The 15,885-nt window shown below is 75.7% G+C and carries 13 protein-coding genes; 8 read left to right on the top strand and 5 right to left on the bottom strand.

Annotation, left to right across the window (positions count from 1 at the left end; genetic code table 11):
• Nucleotides 1–54 precede the first annotated feature (54 nt).
• The 3 genes from ACI8AF_RS05475 to ACI8AF_RS05465 all read left to right on the top strand — a co-directional run bounded on the left by ACI8AF_RS05475 (nucleotide 55) and on the right by ACI8AF_RS05465 (nucleotide 2,370).
• Nucleotides 55–348: a Dabb family protein gene (locus ACI8AF_RS05475; protein ID WP_456538663.1), complete on the top strand. Its 294-nt coding sequence runs from the start codon at nucleotides 55–57 to the stop codon at nucleotides 346–348.
• Nucleotides 349–431: 83 nt separating this feature from the next.
• Entirely contained in the window at nucleotides 432–1,223 is a 792-nt protein-coding gene (locus ACI8AF_RS05470; protein ID WP_456538662.1) for a hypothetical protein, read from the top strand.
• A 118-nt stretch (nucleotides 1,224–1,341) separates the two neighbouring features.
• Nucleotides 1,342–2,370: a DUF4192 domain-containing protein gene (locus ACI8AF_RS05465; protein WP_456538661.1), complete on the top strand. Its 1,029-nt coding sequence runs from the start codon at nucleotides 1,342–1,344 to the stop codon at nucleotides 2,368–2,370.
• A 7-nt stretch (nucleotides 2,371–2,377) separates the two neighbouring features.
• Here the strand turns inward: ACI8AF_RS05465 and ACI8AF_RS05460 are convergent, their stop codons facing one another.
• A complete protein-coding gene (locus ACI8AF_RS05460; protein WP_456538660.1) occupies nucleotides 2,378–4,459 on the bottom strand; it encodes a S9 family peptidase in 2,082 nt (693 codons plus the stop codon).
• Between the two features lie 299 nt (nucleotides 4,460–4,758).
• Entirely contained in the window at nucleotides 4,759–5,481 is a 723-nt protein-coding gene (locus ACI8AF_RS05455; protein WP_456538659.1) for an iron dependent repressor, metal binding and dimerization domain protein, read from the bottom strand.
• Between the two features lie 165 nt (nucleotides 5,482–5,646).
• Between ACI8AF_RS05455 and ACI8AF_RS05450 the strand changes: the two genes are divergently transcribed.
• Together ACI8AF_RS05450 and ACI8AF_RS05445 are read left to right on the top strand one after the other, a co-directional pair.
• Nucleotides 5,647–6,828 (top strand): acetoin utilization protein AcuC, encoded by a 1,182-nt coding sequence (locus tag ACI8AF_RS05450; RefSeq protein WP_456538658.1) that lies wholly within the window; start codon nucleotides 5,647–5,649, stop codon nucleotides 6,826–6,828.
• Complete coding sequence (locus ACI8AF_RS05445) at nucleotides 6,821–9,526, top strand: bifunctional acetate--CoA ligase family protein/GNAT family N-acetyltransferase (RefSeq protein ID WP_456538657.1); 2,706 nt, start codon at nucleotides 6,821–6,823, stop codon at nucleotides 9,524–9,526. Before ACI8AF_RS05450 ends, ACI8AF_RS05445 begins: the two co-directional genes overlap by 8 nt.
• A 3-nt stretch (nucleotides 9,527–9,529) precedes the next feature.
• Here the strand turns inward: ACI8AF_RS05445 and ACI8AF_RS05440 are convergent, their stop codons facing one another.
• The gene (locus tag ACI8AF_RS05440) at nucleotides 9,530–10,327 is read right to left on the bottom strand and encodes a methyltransferase domain-containing protein (protein WP_456538656.1); all 798 of its coding nucleotides are present in this window, start codon (nucleotides 10,325–10,327) and stop codon (nucleotides 9,530–9,532) included.
• Nucleotides 10,328–10,460: 133 nt separating this feature from the next.
• Between ACI8AF_RS05440 and ACI8AF_RS05435 the strand changes: the two genes are divergently transcribed.
• Complete coding sequence (locus tag ACI8AF_RS05435; protein ID WP_456538655.1) at nucleotides 10,461–12,149, top strand: LuxR C-terminal-related transcriptional regulator; 1,689 nt, start codon at nucleotides 10,461–10,463, stop codon at nucleotides 12,147–12,149.
• Here ACI8AF_RS05435 and sigB read toward each other — a convergent pair.
• Complete coding sequence (gene sigB, locus ACI8AF_RS05430) at nucleotides 12,137–13,120, bottom strand: RNA polymerase sigma factor SigB (RefSeq protein WP_456538654.1); 984 nt, start codon at nucleotides 13,118–13,120, stop codon at nucleotides 12,137–12,139. The genes ACI8AF_RS05435 and sigB overlap by 13 nt on opposite strands.
• A 264-nt stretch (nucleotides 13,121–13,384) precedes the next feature.
• Complete coding sequence (dtd, locus tag ACI8AF_RS05425; RefSeq protein ID WP_456538653.1) at nucleotides 13,385–13,816, bottom strand: D-aminoacyl-tRNA deacylase; 432 nt, start codon at nucleotides 13,814–13,816, stop codon at nucleotides 13,385–13,387.
• Nucleotides 13,817–13,957: 141 nt separating this feature from the next.
• On the opposite strand from dtd, the gene ACI8AF_RS05420 reads away from it, so the two are divergent.
• Together ACI8AF_RS05420 and ACI8AF_RS05415 are read left to right on the top strand one after the other, a co-directional pair.
• A complete protein-coding gene (locus ACI8AF_RS05420; RefSeq protein WP_456538652.1) occupies nucleotides 13,958–14,986 on the top strand; it encodes an iron-siderophore ABC transporter substrate-binding protein in 1,029 nt (342 codons plus the stop codon).
• 10 nt (nucleotides 14,987–14,996) lie between these two features.
• Nucleotides 14,997–15,885, top strand: an 889-nt coding sequence (locus ACI8AF_RS05415; protein WP_456538651.1) for a FecCD family ABC transporter permease, incomplete at its 3' end; no start/stop codon positions are given.

Genomic DNA, 15,885 nt, shown 5'->3' with positions numbered 1-15,885 from the left:
ACTCTAACCAGCCGTTGTCACCCGCCGGTCGACCCGACCTGACAGGCTGTGCCCGTGCTCCGCCACGTCGTGCTCTTCACCTGGTCCGACGCCGCCGACGCCGAGCGCCGGGCGGCCACCCTCGCCGCCCTGCGCCGGCTGCCCGAGGACGTCGGCGGGATGACCGCGTTCGCCGTCGGCGACGATGCCGGCCTGCGCGAGGGCAACGCCGACACCGCGCTCGTCGCCGACTTCCCCGACGTCGGGGCCTACCGGCGCTACGCCGCCGACCCGGTGCACCTCGCGGTGATCGAGGAGCACGTCAAGCCGTGGGTGGCCACCCGCAGCGCGGTCCAGTACGAGCTCTGAGCCCACCCGCACGCACCTGGCAAGGTGCTGTGAATCCCGCCGAGGTGCTGTGCGCCGGCCGGAGACCGTCCTACCGTCGTCCCATGCCGCGCCGCGCGCTGCCGAACCGTCGCTCCGCTGTCGTCCTGGGGGCCGGCCTGCTCGCGGGCCTGGCGCTGACCGGCTGCGGCGGCGCCACGCCGACCCGGACGGTGCCGGCCGCCGCGACCGAGTCCGCCACCCCGACCGACGAGCCGGCCGACGAACCGTCCGCCGACGACTCCCCCCTGGCCGACGGCCTCCTGCCCGACACCGCGTTCGGCGAAGGCGCCGAGGTGCACCGGTTCCCGCTCGACGGCCTCCCGTTCGGCGACGGCGACCGCGGTGGGCCTCCCTGGCACGACCGCGACGCGGACGCCGACGCCGAGGACCCGGTCGCGCCGGGCGAGTGCGGCACCGCGCTCGAGCAGGCGGCGTCCCTCGTGTCGGGCGTGCAGGACGCGGTCGGCCAGGTGGCCCGGGCCGACGGCGTGCGCACGTTCGAGGTGCTGGCCACCGCCGACGCCTCCATGGACGTGCTGGCCCAGGTGCAGACGGTCGTGGACGCGTGCCGGTCGGTCACCTTCGACCGCGGGGAGGACGACGACGGGTACGGGCCGTCGAGCGTGAGCATCGAGGAGCTGGACGTGCCGGACGGCATGGCGGCCTTCCGGGTCACGATCTCCGGCGAGCGGCCGGACGGCACGTGGGACGCCACGAAGCTGGTGGGGGTCGCCCAGGACGGCGACCGCGTGCTCGGGCTCGCCCAGATGTCCTGGGACGAGGAACTGGACCCCGCATCCTTCACCGCCCTCCTGCAGGAGGCCTACGACACGCAGTCGGAGGCGCTCGACTGAGGCGCACGGTAGGGCGGCCGTCCGCCTGACCGCCGGCCGCCGTCCACAGCCGGCGGCGCTGTCCACAGATCCGCTCGAACGCCCTCGAAGCGGGCTGCGGACGGGCACGGTCCTCGGCATGGACGAGCACGAGTACGAGGTCCGGCTCACCGACCCGGGCGAGATCGCTGCCGGGCTCCCGCACCTGCTGGGCTTTCGGCCGGCGGAGTCGGTGGTGGTCGTCGGGCTGGGCGGGGAGTCCGGCGGCCGGGTGGGGATGACGGTGCGGATGGACATCCCGCCCCCGCAGCACGCCGTCCCGCTGGCCGGCGCCATCGCCCGCGGGATCGCCACCGACGCGCCCGAGGCGGTGCTGATCGCCATCGTGTCCGAGGCGCCGGACGAGCCCCACCCCGACCTGCCGCACCGCCCCCTGGTCCACGAGCTGGTCCTCACCCTCGCCGCCGCGCGCATCCCGGTGCGCGAGCTCCTGCTGGTCCGCGACGGGCGGTGGTGGTCCTACGACTGCCCCGATCCCTGCTGCGCGCCCGGCGCCGGCACGCCGCTGCCCGCGGGCGTCAGCCCGCTCGCCGCCGCCTCCGTGGTGACCGGCCAGGTGGTGGCGCAGAGCCGCGGGGAGCTGGCCACCCGGCTGCGCTCCCTCGACCGCCTCGACGTCGAGGCGGTGCGGGCCGCGTACCTGGCGATGACCCCGGCCGACCGGGGACGCGCCCGCGAGGAGGGCTGGGCCACCGTCGAGCGGGCGCTGAGCTCCCGCCGGGACGGCGCCGCGCCGGCGCCCCTGCGGCCCGGGGAGCTGGCGGAGGTCCTGTGCGCCCTCCAGCACCGGGCGGTCCGCGACCGGGCGCTCGGGCTGGCGCTCGGCGCGGACGCCGCCGCGGCGGAGTCGCTGTGGACCGAGTGCACCCGCCGCGCACCGCTCCCGCTCGCGGCGCCGCCGGCGACCCTGGCCGCGGTCAGCGCCTGGCTGCGCGGCGACGGCGCGATGGCCGCGATCGCGCTGGAGCACGCCCTGGACCACGACGAGGACTACGACCTGGCGCGGCTCCTCCGTTCCGGCCTGGCCGCCTGCGTCCGGCCCGAGGAGCTCCGCGCCCTGATCGTCGCCACCCGGGCCGACGTCGACGACCTCCGCCGTGCCGGCTGAGCCGGGGTCAGACCAGCTGCGGGCGCTGCCACTCCTGGCCGAGCACGTGCTCGGCCAGGAAGGCGATGACCGTCTCGTACCAGACCGCCGCGTTGCCCGGGGTGAGCACCCAGTGGTTCTCGTCGGGGAAGTACAGGAACTTCGACGGGATCCCGCGCTTCTGCAGGTCGTACCAGAGCCGGAGCGCCTCGCCGATCGGCACCCGGTAGTCCTTGTCGCCGTGGATGACCAGCATCGGCGTCCGGATGGCGTCGGCGAACCGGTGCGGCGAGTTCTGCTCGTAGCGCTTGGGCTCGCGCAGCGGGTCGCCCCACTCCTTCTCCCAGTAGTACGCCGCGTCCGTCGTTCCGGTGAAGGCGTCGAGGTCCCACAGGCTGGCGTGCGTGACGATCGCCCTGAACCGGTCGGTCTGGGTGGCGACCCAGTTCGCCATGTAGCCGCCGAAGGAGCCGCCCATCGCCGCGGTGCGCGTCTCGTCGATGTCGGGCCGCTGCTCGGCGGCGTCGACGGCGGCCATCAGGTCGGTGTACGGCGCGCCGCCCCACTCGCCCCAGCCGCGCCGGACGAAGTCCTGGCCGAAGCCCTGCGACAGGGCCGGGTTGGGCAGCAGGACGGCGTAGCCGCGGGCGGCGAGCACCCACGGGCACCAGCGCCACGACCACGAGTTCCAGCTCATCAGCGGGCCGCCGTGGATCCACAGCAGCAGCGGTGCCGGGTTCTCCGCCGAGGCGCCCTCCGGCAGCACCAGCCAGGACTGCACGCGCGAGCCGTCGGCGGCGGTGGCCTCGACCTCCTCGAGCCGGCCGGGCAGCGGTCCGACCGCACCCGGGCTGGGCAGCACGACCGGGTCCTGCCGCTCCGCCGCCGGGTCGAGGCGCACGGGCACGGCGGGGGAGTCGTACGCCGACCGCAGGGCGTACAGGGCGCTGCCGTCGCGGGCGACCTGCAGGTCGCTGTAGGCGCCGTCGCCGGTCAGCCGCACCGGCTGCCCGCCGTCGAGGCCGACGCGGAACACCGCGTGCCGGCCGTCGTCGTCGGCGAGGAAGTAGACGGCCGACCCGTCGGCGCTGAACTGGGGTGCACTGGGCCAGCGGTCGAAGCCCTCGGTGAGCTCGGTGGCCCGCCCCGTCCCGACGTCGACGAGCAGCAGGGTGTAGTCCGGCGGCTCGCTGTAGGTCGACATCGCCTCGCGCACGCAGACGACGGTGCTGCCGTCCGGCGAGAAGCGGGCGCCGTAGACGTCGGCCAGCGCGTCGTCCACGAGGACCCGCGCCGCACCGGTGGAGGTGTCGGTCAGCAGCAGCCGCAGCCGGCGCCCCGCCGGCCCGTCGGGCACGTCCTCGCTGCGGGCGAGCAGCCGTCCGTCGGGGGAGAGGGCGATCTCGTCACCGCTGCCCAGCGGGGGCCGGGCGTCGGGCGTCAGGTCGCGCAGCTCCGGGGCCTCGACCGGGCTCCCGGCCGTCGGCTCGGCCGGCACCGGGCCCAGCCAGAGGACGTGCGGCGCGGCCGGGCCGAGGTCGTGGTCCCAGTGGCGGACGGGGTAGCTCTCGTGCAGCACGGCGGAGACCCCGGCGTCCTTGCGCTCCTTGCGCCGGGCGTCGTCGCCCTCCCCGTCGACCGCACCGGGCATCGTCGGGACGACCACGGCCACGTCGCCGCTGTCGGCCGCGACGGCGAAGCCGCCGATCCCCGCGCCGCGGGTCAGCACCGGGCGGGCCTCACCGCCGCCGGACGGGAGGCTCCACAGCGCCGCCCTGGGCTCGCCGTCCCCGTTCGCGGCACCGGGGTCGGGCCGCGCCGAGGTGAACAGCAGCGAGCCGTCGGGCGCCCACGCGGGCGACGACTCACCCGGCGCGCTGCGGGTCAGCCGGCGGGCGTCGCCCCGCCCCTCGGGGTCGACCTCCCAGATCGCCGACTGCCACTTCTTCCCCTCCGGATCCAGCGTCTGCACCGAGATGGCCAGCCGGCGGCCGTCCCGGGAGAGGGCCAGCCCGCCGATGCGCGGGAGCGCGACGAAGTCGGCGAGCCGGTGGAACGGGCTGGGGGCGGGCGTCTCGGCGGCGGTCTCGGGCGCGTCGGCCTGGCTCACGGGTCGCCTTCTCTCACGTGCGGGGATCGACGGATCCACCGTAGTGAGCACCGCCGGAGCACCCACCCCGCCCTCCGGGGGTGCTCACCACCGCGGTCACGAACCGGCGCAGCTTCCCGGTGCACGCGTCGCGCGGCAGCTCGGCGACCGCCGCCTCCACCTCGACGGCGGGACCGCCCGGCCCGGCGCCCGCGACGGCCTCCGTCAGCGGTGCCCGCAGCCCGGTCCCCGGAACCCCGAGAGCCGCGGCCCCGCGGAGACCGCGGCTCTCGGGGTGTCGTCCGGCCGGGGGTACCGCCTCAGAGCGCGGCGGCGGCCTCCTGCGGGGTGAGGTCCTCGTCCTCGGCCCGCACGAACAGGTGCTGCGCGGCGCCGGGCGGGAGCGGGTAGTCGTCGAGGGTGACCGTCCCGTCGACCAGGCGGGCGGTCATCGAGGCGCCCGGGCGCACGCCGCGCTCGTCCAACACGCGCAGCGTCTCGGGGTCCTGCAGCTGCTCGCTGATCCGGGCGATGGTCACCGGCCGGCCGGTGGCGGTGGCGGTCACCGACAGCAGGGTCAGCGCGTCGAGCACCGTGGACGTCTCGCCGCCCAGCGGGGACTCACCGGCGAGCGCGTCCAGGCCCGGGATCGGGTTGCCGAACGGGGAGACCGTCGGGTTGCCCAGCAGGGTGAGCAGCTTGCGCTCCACCGCCTCGCTCATGACGTGCTCCCAGCGGCACGCCTCCTCGTGCACGTCGGCGTAGTCGAGGCCGATCACGTCGACGAGCAGGCACTCGGCCAGCCGGTGCTTGCGCATGACGGCCGTGGCCAGGGCGCGGCCCTTGTCGGACAGCTGCAGGTGGCGGTCGCCCTCCACGCGCAGCAGCCCGTCGCGCTCCATCCGGGCGACCGTCTGGCTGACCGTGGGACCGCTCTGGTGGAGGCGCTCGGCGATCCGCGCGCGCAGGGGGGTGATGCCCTCCTCCTCCAGTTCGAAGATCGTCCGGAGGTACATCTCCGTGGTGTCGATGAGGTCGTTCACAAGCAGCTCCTCCGTGTCCGGCCTCGAATTCTACGGACTCCGGCGCCCGCGGCGGGGTCCCCGACCGGGTGGTCGGTGCGGCGTCGCGCACTCGGCGGAGCAGGTAGCGTCCGAAGGCGGCGGGGGCGGCGAACGGCCGCCGGCGCGTCCTGGCGAGGAGGCCCGATGAGCGACGCGGTGACCGTGGTCTGGGACGACGCCCTGCTCGGCTACACCATGGGCGGCGAGCACCCGCTGCACCCCGTGCGCCTGGACCTCACGATGCGGCTGGCCGACTCCCTCGGTGTCCTCTCCACCGACCGGGTCGACGTGGTGCGGCCCACCCCGGCCGGCGTCGACCTGCTCACCCTGGTGCACGACCCGGCGTACCTCGAGGCGGTGAAGCGCGCGCCCGCCGACCCGGACGTCGGCCACGGCCTCGGCACCGCCGACAACCCGATCTTCGACGGCATGTACGACGCGGCCGCCCTCATCGCCGGCGGCAGCGTCCGGGCCGCCGAGCTGGTGCACGAGGGCCGCGCCCAGCACGCGGTGAACATCTCCGGCGGGCTGCACCACGCCATGCCCGACCGCGCCTCGGGGTTCTGCGTCTTCAACGACGCGGCCATCGCGATCCGCTGGCTGCTCGACCGGGGATACGAGCGGATCGCCTACGTCGACGTCGACGTCCACCACGGCGACGGCGTCCAGACGGTGTTCTACGACGACCCGCGGGTGCTCACGGTGAGCGTCCACCAGACCCCGCTCACCCTCTTCCCCGGCACCGGCTTCCCCGAGGAGACCGGCGACCCCTCCACGGCGCTCGGCAGCGCGGTCAACCTCGCCCTGCCCAACGGCACCGACGACTCCGGCTGGCTGCGCGCGTTCAGCGCCGTCGTCCCGAGCGTGCTCAAGGCCTTCCAGCCGCAGATCCTGGTCAGCCAGTGCGGGTGCGACGCCCACCACGAGGACCCGCTGGCCGACCTCGGGCTCACCGTCGACGGCCAGCGGGCGAGCTACCGGCTGATGCACGACCTGGCGCACCAGCTCTGCGACGGCCGGTGGATCGCCCTGGGCGGTGGTGGGTACGGCCTGGTCCGCTGCGTCCCCCGGGCCTGGACGCACCTGCTCGCGGTCGCCGGCGGCGTGCCGCTGGACCCCGCCACCGAGATCCCGGAGTCCTGGCGGGAGGACGTCGCCCGCCGCGGGCTGCGGGCCCGTCCGCCGACGCACATGACCGAGGGCGGCTGGACCGGCTTCGCGGCCTGGGACCCCTTCACCGAGTCCCGCGTCGACCGCGCGATCCTGCGCACCCGCCGTGCCAGCTTCCCCTACTTCGGCCTGGACCCGGACGACCCCCGTGACTGAGCAGACCACCACCGCGCCCCCCGACGTCCCGCCCGCGCCGCCGCCGGCCCACTGGGAGGCCGACGTCATCGCCGCCGACGGCGGCACCGCCCACCTGCGGCCGATCACCCCCGAGGACGCCGACGGCCTGGTCGGGCTCATGGAGCGCAGCTCCGACCAGACCCGCTACTACCGCTTCTTCGGCCCGATGAAGAAGCTCTCCGACCGCGACCTCCACCGGTTCACCCACGTCGACCACGTCGACCGGGTGGCCTTCGTGCTGGTGCTCGGCGGCGACGTCATCGGCGTCGGCCGCTACGACCGGCTGCCCGGCACCGACGAGGCCGAGGTCGCCTTCCTCATCGAGGACGCCCACCAGGGCCGCGGCCTGGGCTCGGTGCTGCTCGAGCACCTGGCGGCGGCGGCCCGCGAGCGCGGCGTCGCGAAGTTCGTCGCCGAGGTGCTGGCCCAGAACAGCCGCATGGTGCGGGTCTTCCTCGACGCCGGCTACGAGCCCCGCCGCGAGTACGAGGACGGCGTCGTCCACCTGACCTTCCCGATCGCGCAGACCGAGACGGCGCTGGCCGTGGCCTACGAGCGCGAGCAGCGCAGCGAGTCCCGCTCGATCGGCCGACTGCTCACCCCGTCCTCGGTCGCGGTGGTCGGCGCCAGCAACGACGAGGGCAAGCTCGGCAACGTCCTGCTGCGCAACCTGCTCGGCTACGGCTTCGACGGCCCGGTCTACCCGGTCAACCCCGGCGCCCGGCACGTCCGGGGCGTCCCGGCCTACGCCGACGTCGAGGCCATCCCCGACGACGTGGACCTGGCCGTCATCGCCGTCCCGGCCGAGCAGGTCGCCGGCGTGGTGGAGGCCTGCCGGCGCAAGCGGGTGCGCGGCCTGGTCGTGGTGTCCGGCGGGTTCGGCGAGGCGGGGGAGGAGGGCCGGGTGGCCCAGCGCGAGCTGGTCACCGCCGCCCGCGCCTCCGGCATGCGCGTGGTCGGGCCGAACTGCCTGGGCGTGGTCAACACCGACGCGGCGGTGCGGCTCAACGCCAGCCTCGCGCCCATGGTCCCCGGCCGCGGCCGGGTCGGGTTCTTCGCCCAGTCCGGCGCGCTGGGCGTGGCCCTGCTCGAGCGCGCCCGCAGCCGCGGCATCGGGCTGTCCACGTTCGTCTCGGCCGGCAACCGCGCCGACGTCAGCGGCAACGACCTGCTGCAGTACTGGGCCACCGACCCCAGCACCGAGGTCGTGCTGCTGCACCTGGAGAGCTTCGGCAACCCGCGCAAGTTCGCCCGCCTGGCCCGGCGGGTCGGCCGCACCAAGCCGGTGGTCGCGGTGAAGAGCGGCCGGCACGTCGGCATGGCCCCGGGCCTGGCCGGGACGTCGGTGCAGGTCCCCGAGCAGTCGGTGGCGGCGCTGTTCGCCTCGGCCGGCGTGATCCGGGTGGAGACCGTCGCCCAGCTGTTCGACGTCGGCACGCTGCTGGCGCACCAGCCGCTGCCCGGGGGCCGCCGCGTCGCCGTCGTCGGCAACTCCACCGCGCTCGGCGTGCTCGTCGCCGACGCGGTGCTGGAGGAGGGGCTGCAGCTGGCCGAGGGCGCTCCGGTCGACATCGGCACCAGCGCCGGGCCGGAGGCGTTCCGGGCCGCGCTCCAGGCGGCCGTGGACGACGACGGCGTCGACTCGGTGGTCGCCGTCTACCTGCCGCCGCAGGTCCGCGGCGCCGAGGCGATGGGCCGGGCGCTGCGCGACGTGTCGGCCGGCTCGACGAAGCCGATCGTGGCGACCTTCCTCTCCACCGAGGGCATCCCGCCCGAGCTCGCCGTCCTCGACGAGGGCGGCATGCCGGCCCGCGGGTCGGTGCCGTCGTTCTCCACGCCCGAGCGGGCCGTGATCGCCCTGGCCATGGTCACCGAGTACGCCCGCTGGCGGCAGCGGCCGGTCGGCCAGATCCCCGAGCTGCCCGACGTCGACGAGGCCGCCGCCCGCGCGGTGGTCCGCGTCGTGCTGGCCGAGGGCCCGGCGGGCCGCGACCTCACCGACGAGGAGGCGCTCGCCGTCCTCGGCGCCTACGGCATCCCGCTGCTGCGCAGCCGGCGGGCGAGCACCGCGGAGGAGGCCGTCGCCGCCGCGGAGGAGATCGGCTACCCCGTCGTCCTCAAGTCCACCGCGCCGTGGCTGCGCGACCGCACCGACCTCGGCGGGATCCGGCTCGACCTCAAGGACGCCGACGACGTCCGCGCCGCGCACGCCGCCATCCCGGCCGGCGACCCGGTGATCGTGCAGGAGATGGCCGCGCCGGGGGTGGCCACGGTCGTGGGCATCGTCGACGACCCCTCGTTCGGCGCGCTGGTCAGCTTCGGCCTCGGGGGAGTGGCCACCGACCTGCTCGGCGACCGCGCCTACCGCACGCTGCCGCTCACCGACCTCGACGCGGCCGAGCTGGTGCGGGCGCCGCGCGCCTGGCCGCTGCTCGACGGCTACCGCGGCTCCGAGCCGGTCGACACCCGGGCGCTGGAGGAGCTGCTGCTGCGGGTCGCGCGGCTGGCCGACGACCTGCCGGAGGTGCTCACCCTCACCCTCGAGCCGGTCATCGTGGGCCCCGCCGAGCCGTGGCACGGCGGTCGCTCGCTGGTGGTCGCCGGCGGCGGCATCCGCGTCGGCCCGCCGTCCGGCCGGGTCGACCCCGGCCCGCGCCGCCTGCGCAACCCGGTGTGACGGTCAGCGGGCCGCGGCCACCACGAGGTGGCAGCGCAGCGGCGCGGCCACCCGGCCCGACGGCCCGGTGAACGGCGCCAGCACCGCCCGGCTGCGCTCCAGGATGCGGGCGTGCTGGTCCGCGCTGATCCGCGCACGCAGCGGCGAGCCGTCGACCTCGGTGGCCGCCAGCTCCTCCGGTGAGCCGAACGCCGCCGTCCCCACCCGGGTCGTGACCGTCGCGGCGGGCAGGCCGGCGGCCGCGAACCACCGCACCAGCTCGCCCGCGTCGCCGCACGACCAGTAGCTGCCGAGCAGCGACCGGGCCGCCGGCCCGACGACGTCGACCGCCATCTCGACGAACGGCCCGTACGCCGGCTGGTCGTCCAGCGCGGCCGGCACGCACACCCCGACCACGCCGCCCGGCCGCGCCACCCGAGCCATCTCGCCGAGCGCCGCCGCCCGGTCGGGGAAGAACATCAGCGCCATCTGGCACAGGACGACGTCGAAGCTGCCGTCGGCGAACGGCAGGTCGGCGGCGTCCCCCTGCCGCCACTCCAGGTCGGGCCGGACGCGGCGGGCGACGTCCAGCATGGCCGGGTTCAGGTCGAGGCCCACGACCCGGCCCTCCGTGCCCACCAGGTCGGCGACCGCGCGGGCGACCACGCCGGTGCCGCACGCCACGTCCAGCACCGCCTGCCCCGGCCGCACGCCGGCCGCGTGGGCCAGCAGCGGCGCCCACTCCGCGAAGATCGCCGGGACGAACCGCGCCTCGTACAGCTCGGCGGCCTCGGCGGGGATCTGGAAGGTCTCCGTGCTCATCGCGCCCTCTCCTCGTCGGGAACGACGCCGAGGATGGCGATCGCCGACGCCGCGCACATGGGTGCGCGCACCCATCTGCGCACCCGTGCACGGAGCGCGTCCGCCCCCGCGACGCCGGTGGCATCCTCGGCGCATGGCGGCGGAGCCCGGGCTCCTGACCGACGGCGAGGCGGCCCTCGAGCGCGGCGACTGGGCGGCGGCCCGCGGCCTGTTCGCCGGCGCCCTGCGGCAGCAGGACTCCCCGGACGCCTGGTACGGCCTGGCCCGGGCCGAGGAGTGGGCCGGCGACTTCACCTCCGCCGTCCGGTCCTACGAGCGGGCCTTCACCGGCTACCGCGCCCGGGGCGAGGTCCGCCGGCCCGCGCTCATCGCCGGGCGCGAGCTGGCGTTCCTGCACGCCGCGGTGCACGGCAACGGCACCGCCGCCGGCGGCTGGCTCGCCCGTGCGCGCAGCCTCGCCGAGGACGCCGGCGAGTGCCCGGAGCGCGGCTGGGTCGAGCTGGCCGAGGCCATGACCACCGAGTCCCCGGCCGCCGTCGCCGGCCACGTGCGGACGGCGGCCGCGATCGCCCGCCGCTGCGCCGACGCCGACCTGCAGTTCTGCGCGCTGGCGTACGAGGGCGCGGGCCTGGTGCTGGACGGCCGGGTGGCGGACGGCATGCGCCGGCTGGACGAGGCGGTCGTCGCGGCCACCAGCGGGGAGGTCCGCGACCACCTGGTCGTCGGCGAGATCTACTGCAAGATGCTGGTCTGCTGCGAGCTGGTGCTCGACGTGCGCCGCGCGCAGGAGTGGGTGGACGTCGCCGACGCCGCCGGCCGCGCCTCGCACGACCTGTGGGTGCCGGCCGTCTGCCGGATGCACCACGGCGGCGTCCTGACCGCGGCCGGGCGGTGGACCGAGGCCGAGCGGGACCTGACCACCTCGCTGCGCCTGCACGAGTCCGGGTTCCGCGCGCTGCGGGGGGCCGCGGCGGCGCGGCTGGCCGACCTGCGCACGAGGCAGGGACGGTTCGAGGAGGCCTCGGCGCTGCTGGACGGCGCCGCGGGCGACCGCCGGGCCGCGGTCCCGCTCGCCCGGCTGCACCTGGCGGAGGGCCGGGCGGAGCTCGCCGCGACCGTGCTCCGGCGGGCGGTCGACGAGCTCCCGGCCGAGGTGCTCGGGTACGAGGAGGTCGGCCTGCTGGCCGAGCTGCACGCCGCCGCGGGCCGTCCGGCCGAGGCCGGCGACTGCGCCGTGCGGCTGCGGTCGCTGGCCGCGCGCACCGGGCTGGCGCACGTGCAGGCCCGCGCCGACCTGGTCAGCGGCCTGCTGCTCGCGGCCGAGGGTGCCGACGGCGCGGTCGCGCACCTGGAGGCGTCCCTGAGCCGGTTCACCCGCGCCGGGCTGCCGTGGGACGCGGCGCGGTGCCGGGTCGCGCTCGGCCGGGCGCTGGCGCCGGTCTCGCCCGAGGTGGCCGTGGCCGAGTGGTCCACGGCCTGGCGGGTGTTCCACGACCTCGGCGCCGGCGGGGAGGCGGACCGGGTCGCCGGGCTGCTGCGCCGGGCGGGGGTGCGCACCGCACCGTCGCCGCGCAGCCCGGGCCCGCTGACGCGGCGCGAGCGGGAGGTGCTGGAGCTGCTCGCCGCGGGGCTGTCCAACGGCGAGATCGCCGAACGGCTGGTCCTCAGCAAGCGCACCGTCGAGCACCACGTCGGCAGCGTCTTCGCCAAGCTCGGCGTCCGCAGCCGCACGCAGGCGGCCCTGCAGACGCGACGAGCCGGGCCCCTGCCGGGGCCCGGCTCGTCAGCGGCCCCCTGGGGGGCCTCGTCTCAGGCGAGGTAGTCGCGCAGGGCGTCGGCCCGCTGCGGGTCGCGCAGCTTGGCCATCGTCTCGCGCTCGATCTGCCGCACCCGCTCGCGGGAGAGACCGAACTGCTTGCCGATCTGCTCCAGCGTCCGCGGTTGGCCGCCGTCCAGGCCGAACCGGAGGACGACGACGTCGCGCTCCCGGTCCTCCAGCGTCGACAGCACGGTGCGGACGTCGCCCTTCATCATCTGGAAGGCGACCGCGTCCTCGGCCACCGCGGCGTCGGCGTCCTCGATGAAGTCACCGAGACGGGACTCCTCGTCGGCACCGACGGTCTGGTCGAGGCTGACCAGGTCGCGGCTGTACTCCAGCAGCTCGGTGACCCGCTCCTCCGGCATGTCGAGCTCGAGGCCGAGCTCCTCGGGAGTGGGCTCCCGCTCCAGCTCCTGGTGCATCCGGCGGCGGGTGCGCACCACCTTGTTGACCTGCTCGGCCAGGTGGACGGGCAGCCGGATGGTGCGGCCGGAGTCGGCCATGGCGCGGGTGATGGCCTGGCGGATCCACCACGTGGCGTAGGTCGAGAACTTGAAGCCCTTGGTGTAGTCGAACTTCTCGACCGCGCGGATCAGGCCGACGTTGCCCTCCTGGATCAGGTCCAGGAACGTCATGCCGTGGCCGGTGTAGCGCTTGGCCACCGAGACGACCAGGCGCAGGTTCGCCTCGAGCAGGTGCGCCTTGGCGGCCTTCCCGTCGATGGCCAGGGCCCGGTAGTCCCGCTGCAGGGCAGGGGTCAGCTTCTTCTCGGCGAGCAGCCGGTCGGCGTAGAGCCCGGCCTCGATCCGCTTGGCCAGCTCCACCTCCTGCTCGGCGGTCAGCAGAGCGGTCTTGCCGATGGTGTTGAGGTACACGCGCACCAGGTCGGTCGACACCAGCCCGGTGGTGTCGGACTCCCGGCGCGGCGAGCGCACCTCGAGGGTGTCGTTGGGGGAAGACTGCAACAGCGTCACGATGGGTCTTCGTCCTTGCCTTCAGGTCGGATGCACTGCCCGCCGTGGCGCAGGCTCATCCGTTCGTCGTGGTCCCCGGACCCGGGATCGCCGGGCCCGGTACCTGGCTCTCGTTCCGGTGTGGTACGCCGAGTCCAACGGCGGCCACCGGCCCCCGTGTTCCACGAGGGCGTGAATCACAGGGAAAGCACAGGCGTGGGTTCCGTCACGGGAGTGATACCCGTGTGATTCACGGCGCAACGTCGGCGCGCCGACGTTTCTTCCTCAGGTCTCCAGCAGCAGGGTCATGGGCCCCTCGTTGACCGAGCTGACCTGCATGGACGCCCGGAACACGCCCGTGGCGACCGGCGCGCCCCGGCGGCGCAGCTCGGCCACCACCTCGTCGACCAGCGGTTCGGCGACCTCGGCGGGGGCGGCGGCGTCCCAGGAGGGACGGCGGCCCTTGCGCGTGTCGGCGTAGAGGGTGAACTGGCTCACCACGAGCACCGGCCGGCCGAGGTCGGCCGCCGAGCGCGCGCCCTCGTCGGTGGCGAACACCCGCAGCTCGTGGATCTTGCGGGCGAGCGCACGGGCCCGGTCGGCGTCGTCGCCGCGGCCGGCGCCGACCAGGGCCAGCAGCCCGGCGCCGATCTCGCCCACGACGGCGCCATCGACCGTCACCGACGCCGACCCGACCCGGCTGACCACCGCACGCACGGACGCATCCTCCCCAACCGTGAGCCGGCCGTGATCGACAGGTCGGTGAGTGGACCCTAAGTTCGGTTAGCCAAGCCTTAGTCCTAGGCTCGCCCCGGTCGCCCGACACCGCGGCGCCGCACTCCTACCTGGAAGGACACCATGCGCCGCGCACCGAGACTGGTCGCACTCTCCACGGCCGCCCTGCTCGCCGGCGGGCTGGCCGCCTGCGGTGGCTCGTCCTCGGCCGCCGAGGACGAGGCGGAGGGCTCCGGGGACTTCACCCCGATCACCGTCGAGCACGCCTTCGGCACGACGACGATCGACGCCCAGCCCGAGCGGATCGCCACGGTGAACTGGGCGAACCACGAGGTGCCGCTGGCCCTCGGCGTCGTCCCCGTCGGCATGGCCGCCGCCAACTTCGGCGACGACGACGGCGACGGCCTGCTGCCGTGGGTGGCCGAGGAGCTCGAGGAGCTCGGTGGCGAGGAGCCGGTGCTCTTCGACGAGACCGACGGCATCGACTTCGAGGCGGTCGCCGACACCGACCCCGACGTCATCCTCGCCGGCTACTCGGGCCTGACCCAGGAGGACTACGACACCCTCAGCGAGATCGCGCCGGTCGTGGCCTACCCGGAGGCGCCGTGGGCGACGCCGTGGCGGGAGATGATCGAGATCAACTCCGCCGGCATGGGCTTGGCCGAGGAGGGCGAGGAGCTGATCGCGAGCATCGAGCAGGACATCACCGACGCCGTCGCGCAGCACCCGCAGCTGGAGGGCAAGGCGACGATGTTCCTCACGCACGTGGACACCACCGACCTCAGCGAGGTCAGCTTCTACACGCCCCACGACACCCGCAGCGCCTTCTTCGAGGACCTCGGGCTGAGCACGCCGGAGAGCATCGCCGCCGCCTCGACCGACCCCGAGCAGTTCTCGGGCACGGTGAGCGCGGAGCAGGTCGACGTCTTCGACGACGTGGACATCATCGTGACCTACGGCGACCAGGAGCTGGTCGACGCGCTCAACGCCGACCCGCTGCTGTCCCAGATCCCCGCCGTCGCCAACGGGGCGATCGTCCTGCTGCCCGACACCCCGCTGGGCACCGCGGCGAACCCGACCCCGCTGGCGATCTCCTGGGTGCTCGAGGACTACCTGGCCATGCTGGCCGAGGCGGCCGACAAGGCCGCGTGATCACCGTCCCGTGACCCCGGTCGACTCCCTCCCGACCCCGGACGTCGCCCCCGCGCGACGCCCGGGGTCGGTCCGGTTCCTGTGGCTGCTGGCCGTCCTGGCCCTGCTGGCCCTGCTGACGGCGGCCTCGGTGGCGGTGGGGTCCCGCGGGGTCGGCTGGTCCGACATCCTCGCCGCCCTCGGCGGCTCGTCGGAGAACCTGGGCCAGGCGGCGGTGACCAAGCGCATCCCCCGCACCGTGCTGGCGGCGCTCGTCGGTGCGGCGCTCGGGGTCTCCGGCGCCGTCATGCAGGGCGTGACCCGCAACCCGCTGGCCGACCCGGGCATCCTCGGCGTGAACATGGGCGCATCCCTGGCCGTGGTCGCCGGCCTGGCCTGGTTCGGGCTGTTCTCGGCGACCAGCATCATCTGGACGGCGATCCTCGGGGCGGCGGTCGCCGCCGTGTTCGTCTACGGCGTCGGCTCGCTGGGGCGGGGCGGCGCGACCCCGCTCAAGCTCGCGCTGGCCGGGTCCGCCACCTCCGCGGCGCTGACGTCGTTCGTCACCGCCGTCGCCCTCCCGCGCGGCGACATCGCCGCCAGCGTCCAGTCCTGGCAGGTCGGCGGCGTGGGTGGGGCGACCTTCGGGTCCATCACCCCGGTTATGCCTTTCCTCGCGGCCGGTTTCCTGGTCGGCCTGCTGTCGGCGCGCAGCCTCAACTCGCTCGCCCTCGGCGACGACCTGGCCGCGGGCCTCGGCGAGCGCGTCGCCCTCGCGCGCGCGGTCGCGGCGGCCGGTGCGGTGCTGCTGTGCGGCGCGGGGGGCGGGGGGGGCGGGGCGCGCGGCGGGGGGGGGGGGGTGGGCGGGCGCCCGCGGCGGGGGGGGCCGCGCGGTGGCCCCCCGCGGAGCCGGGCGAGTG

Source organism: Blastococcus sp. SYSU D00669, from assembly GCF_054050715.1.
Note: the sequence above shows the minus strand (reverse complement) of the source record. Positions and strands in the feature narration are given on the sequence as shown.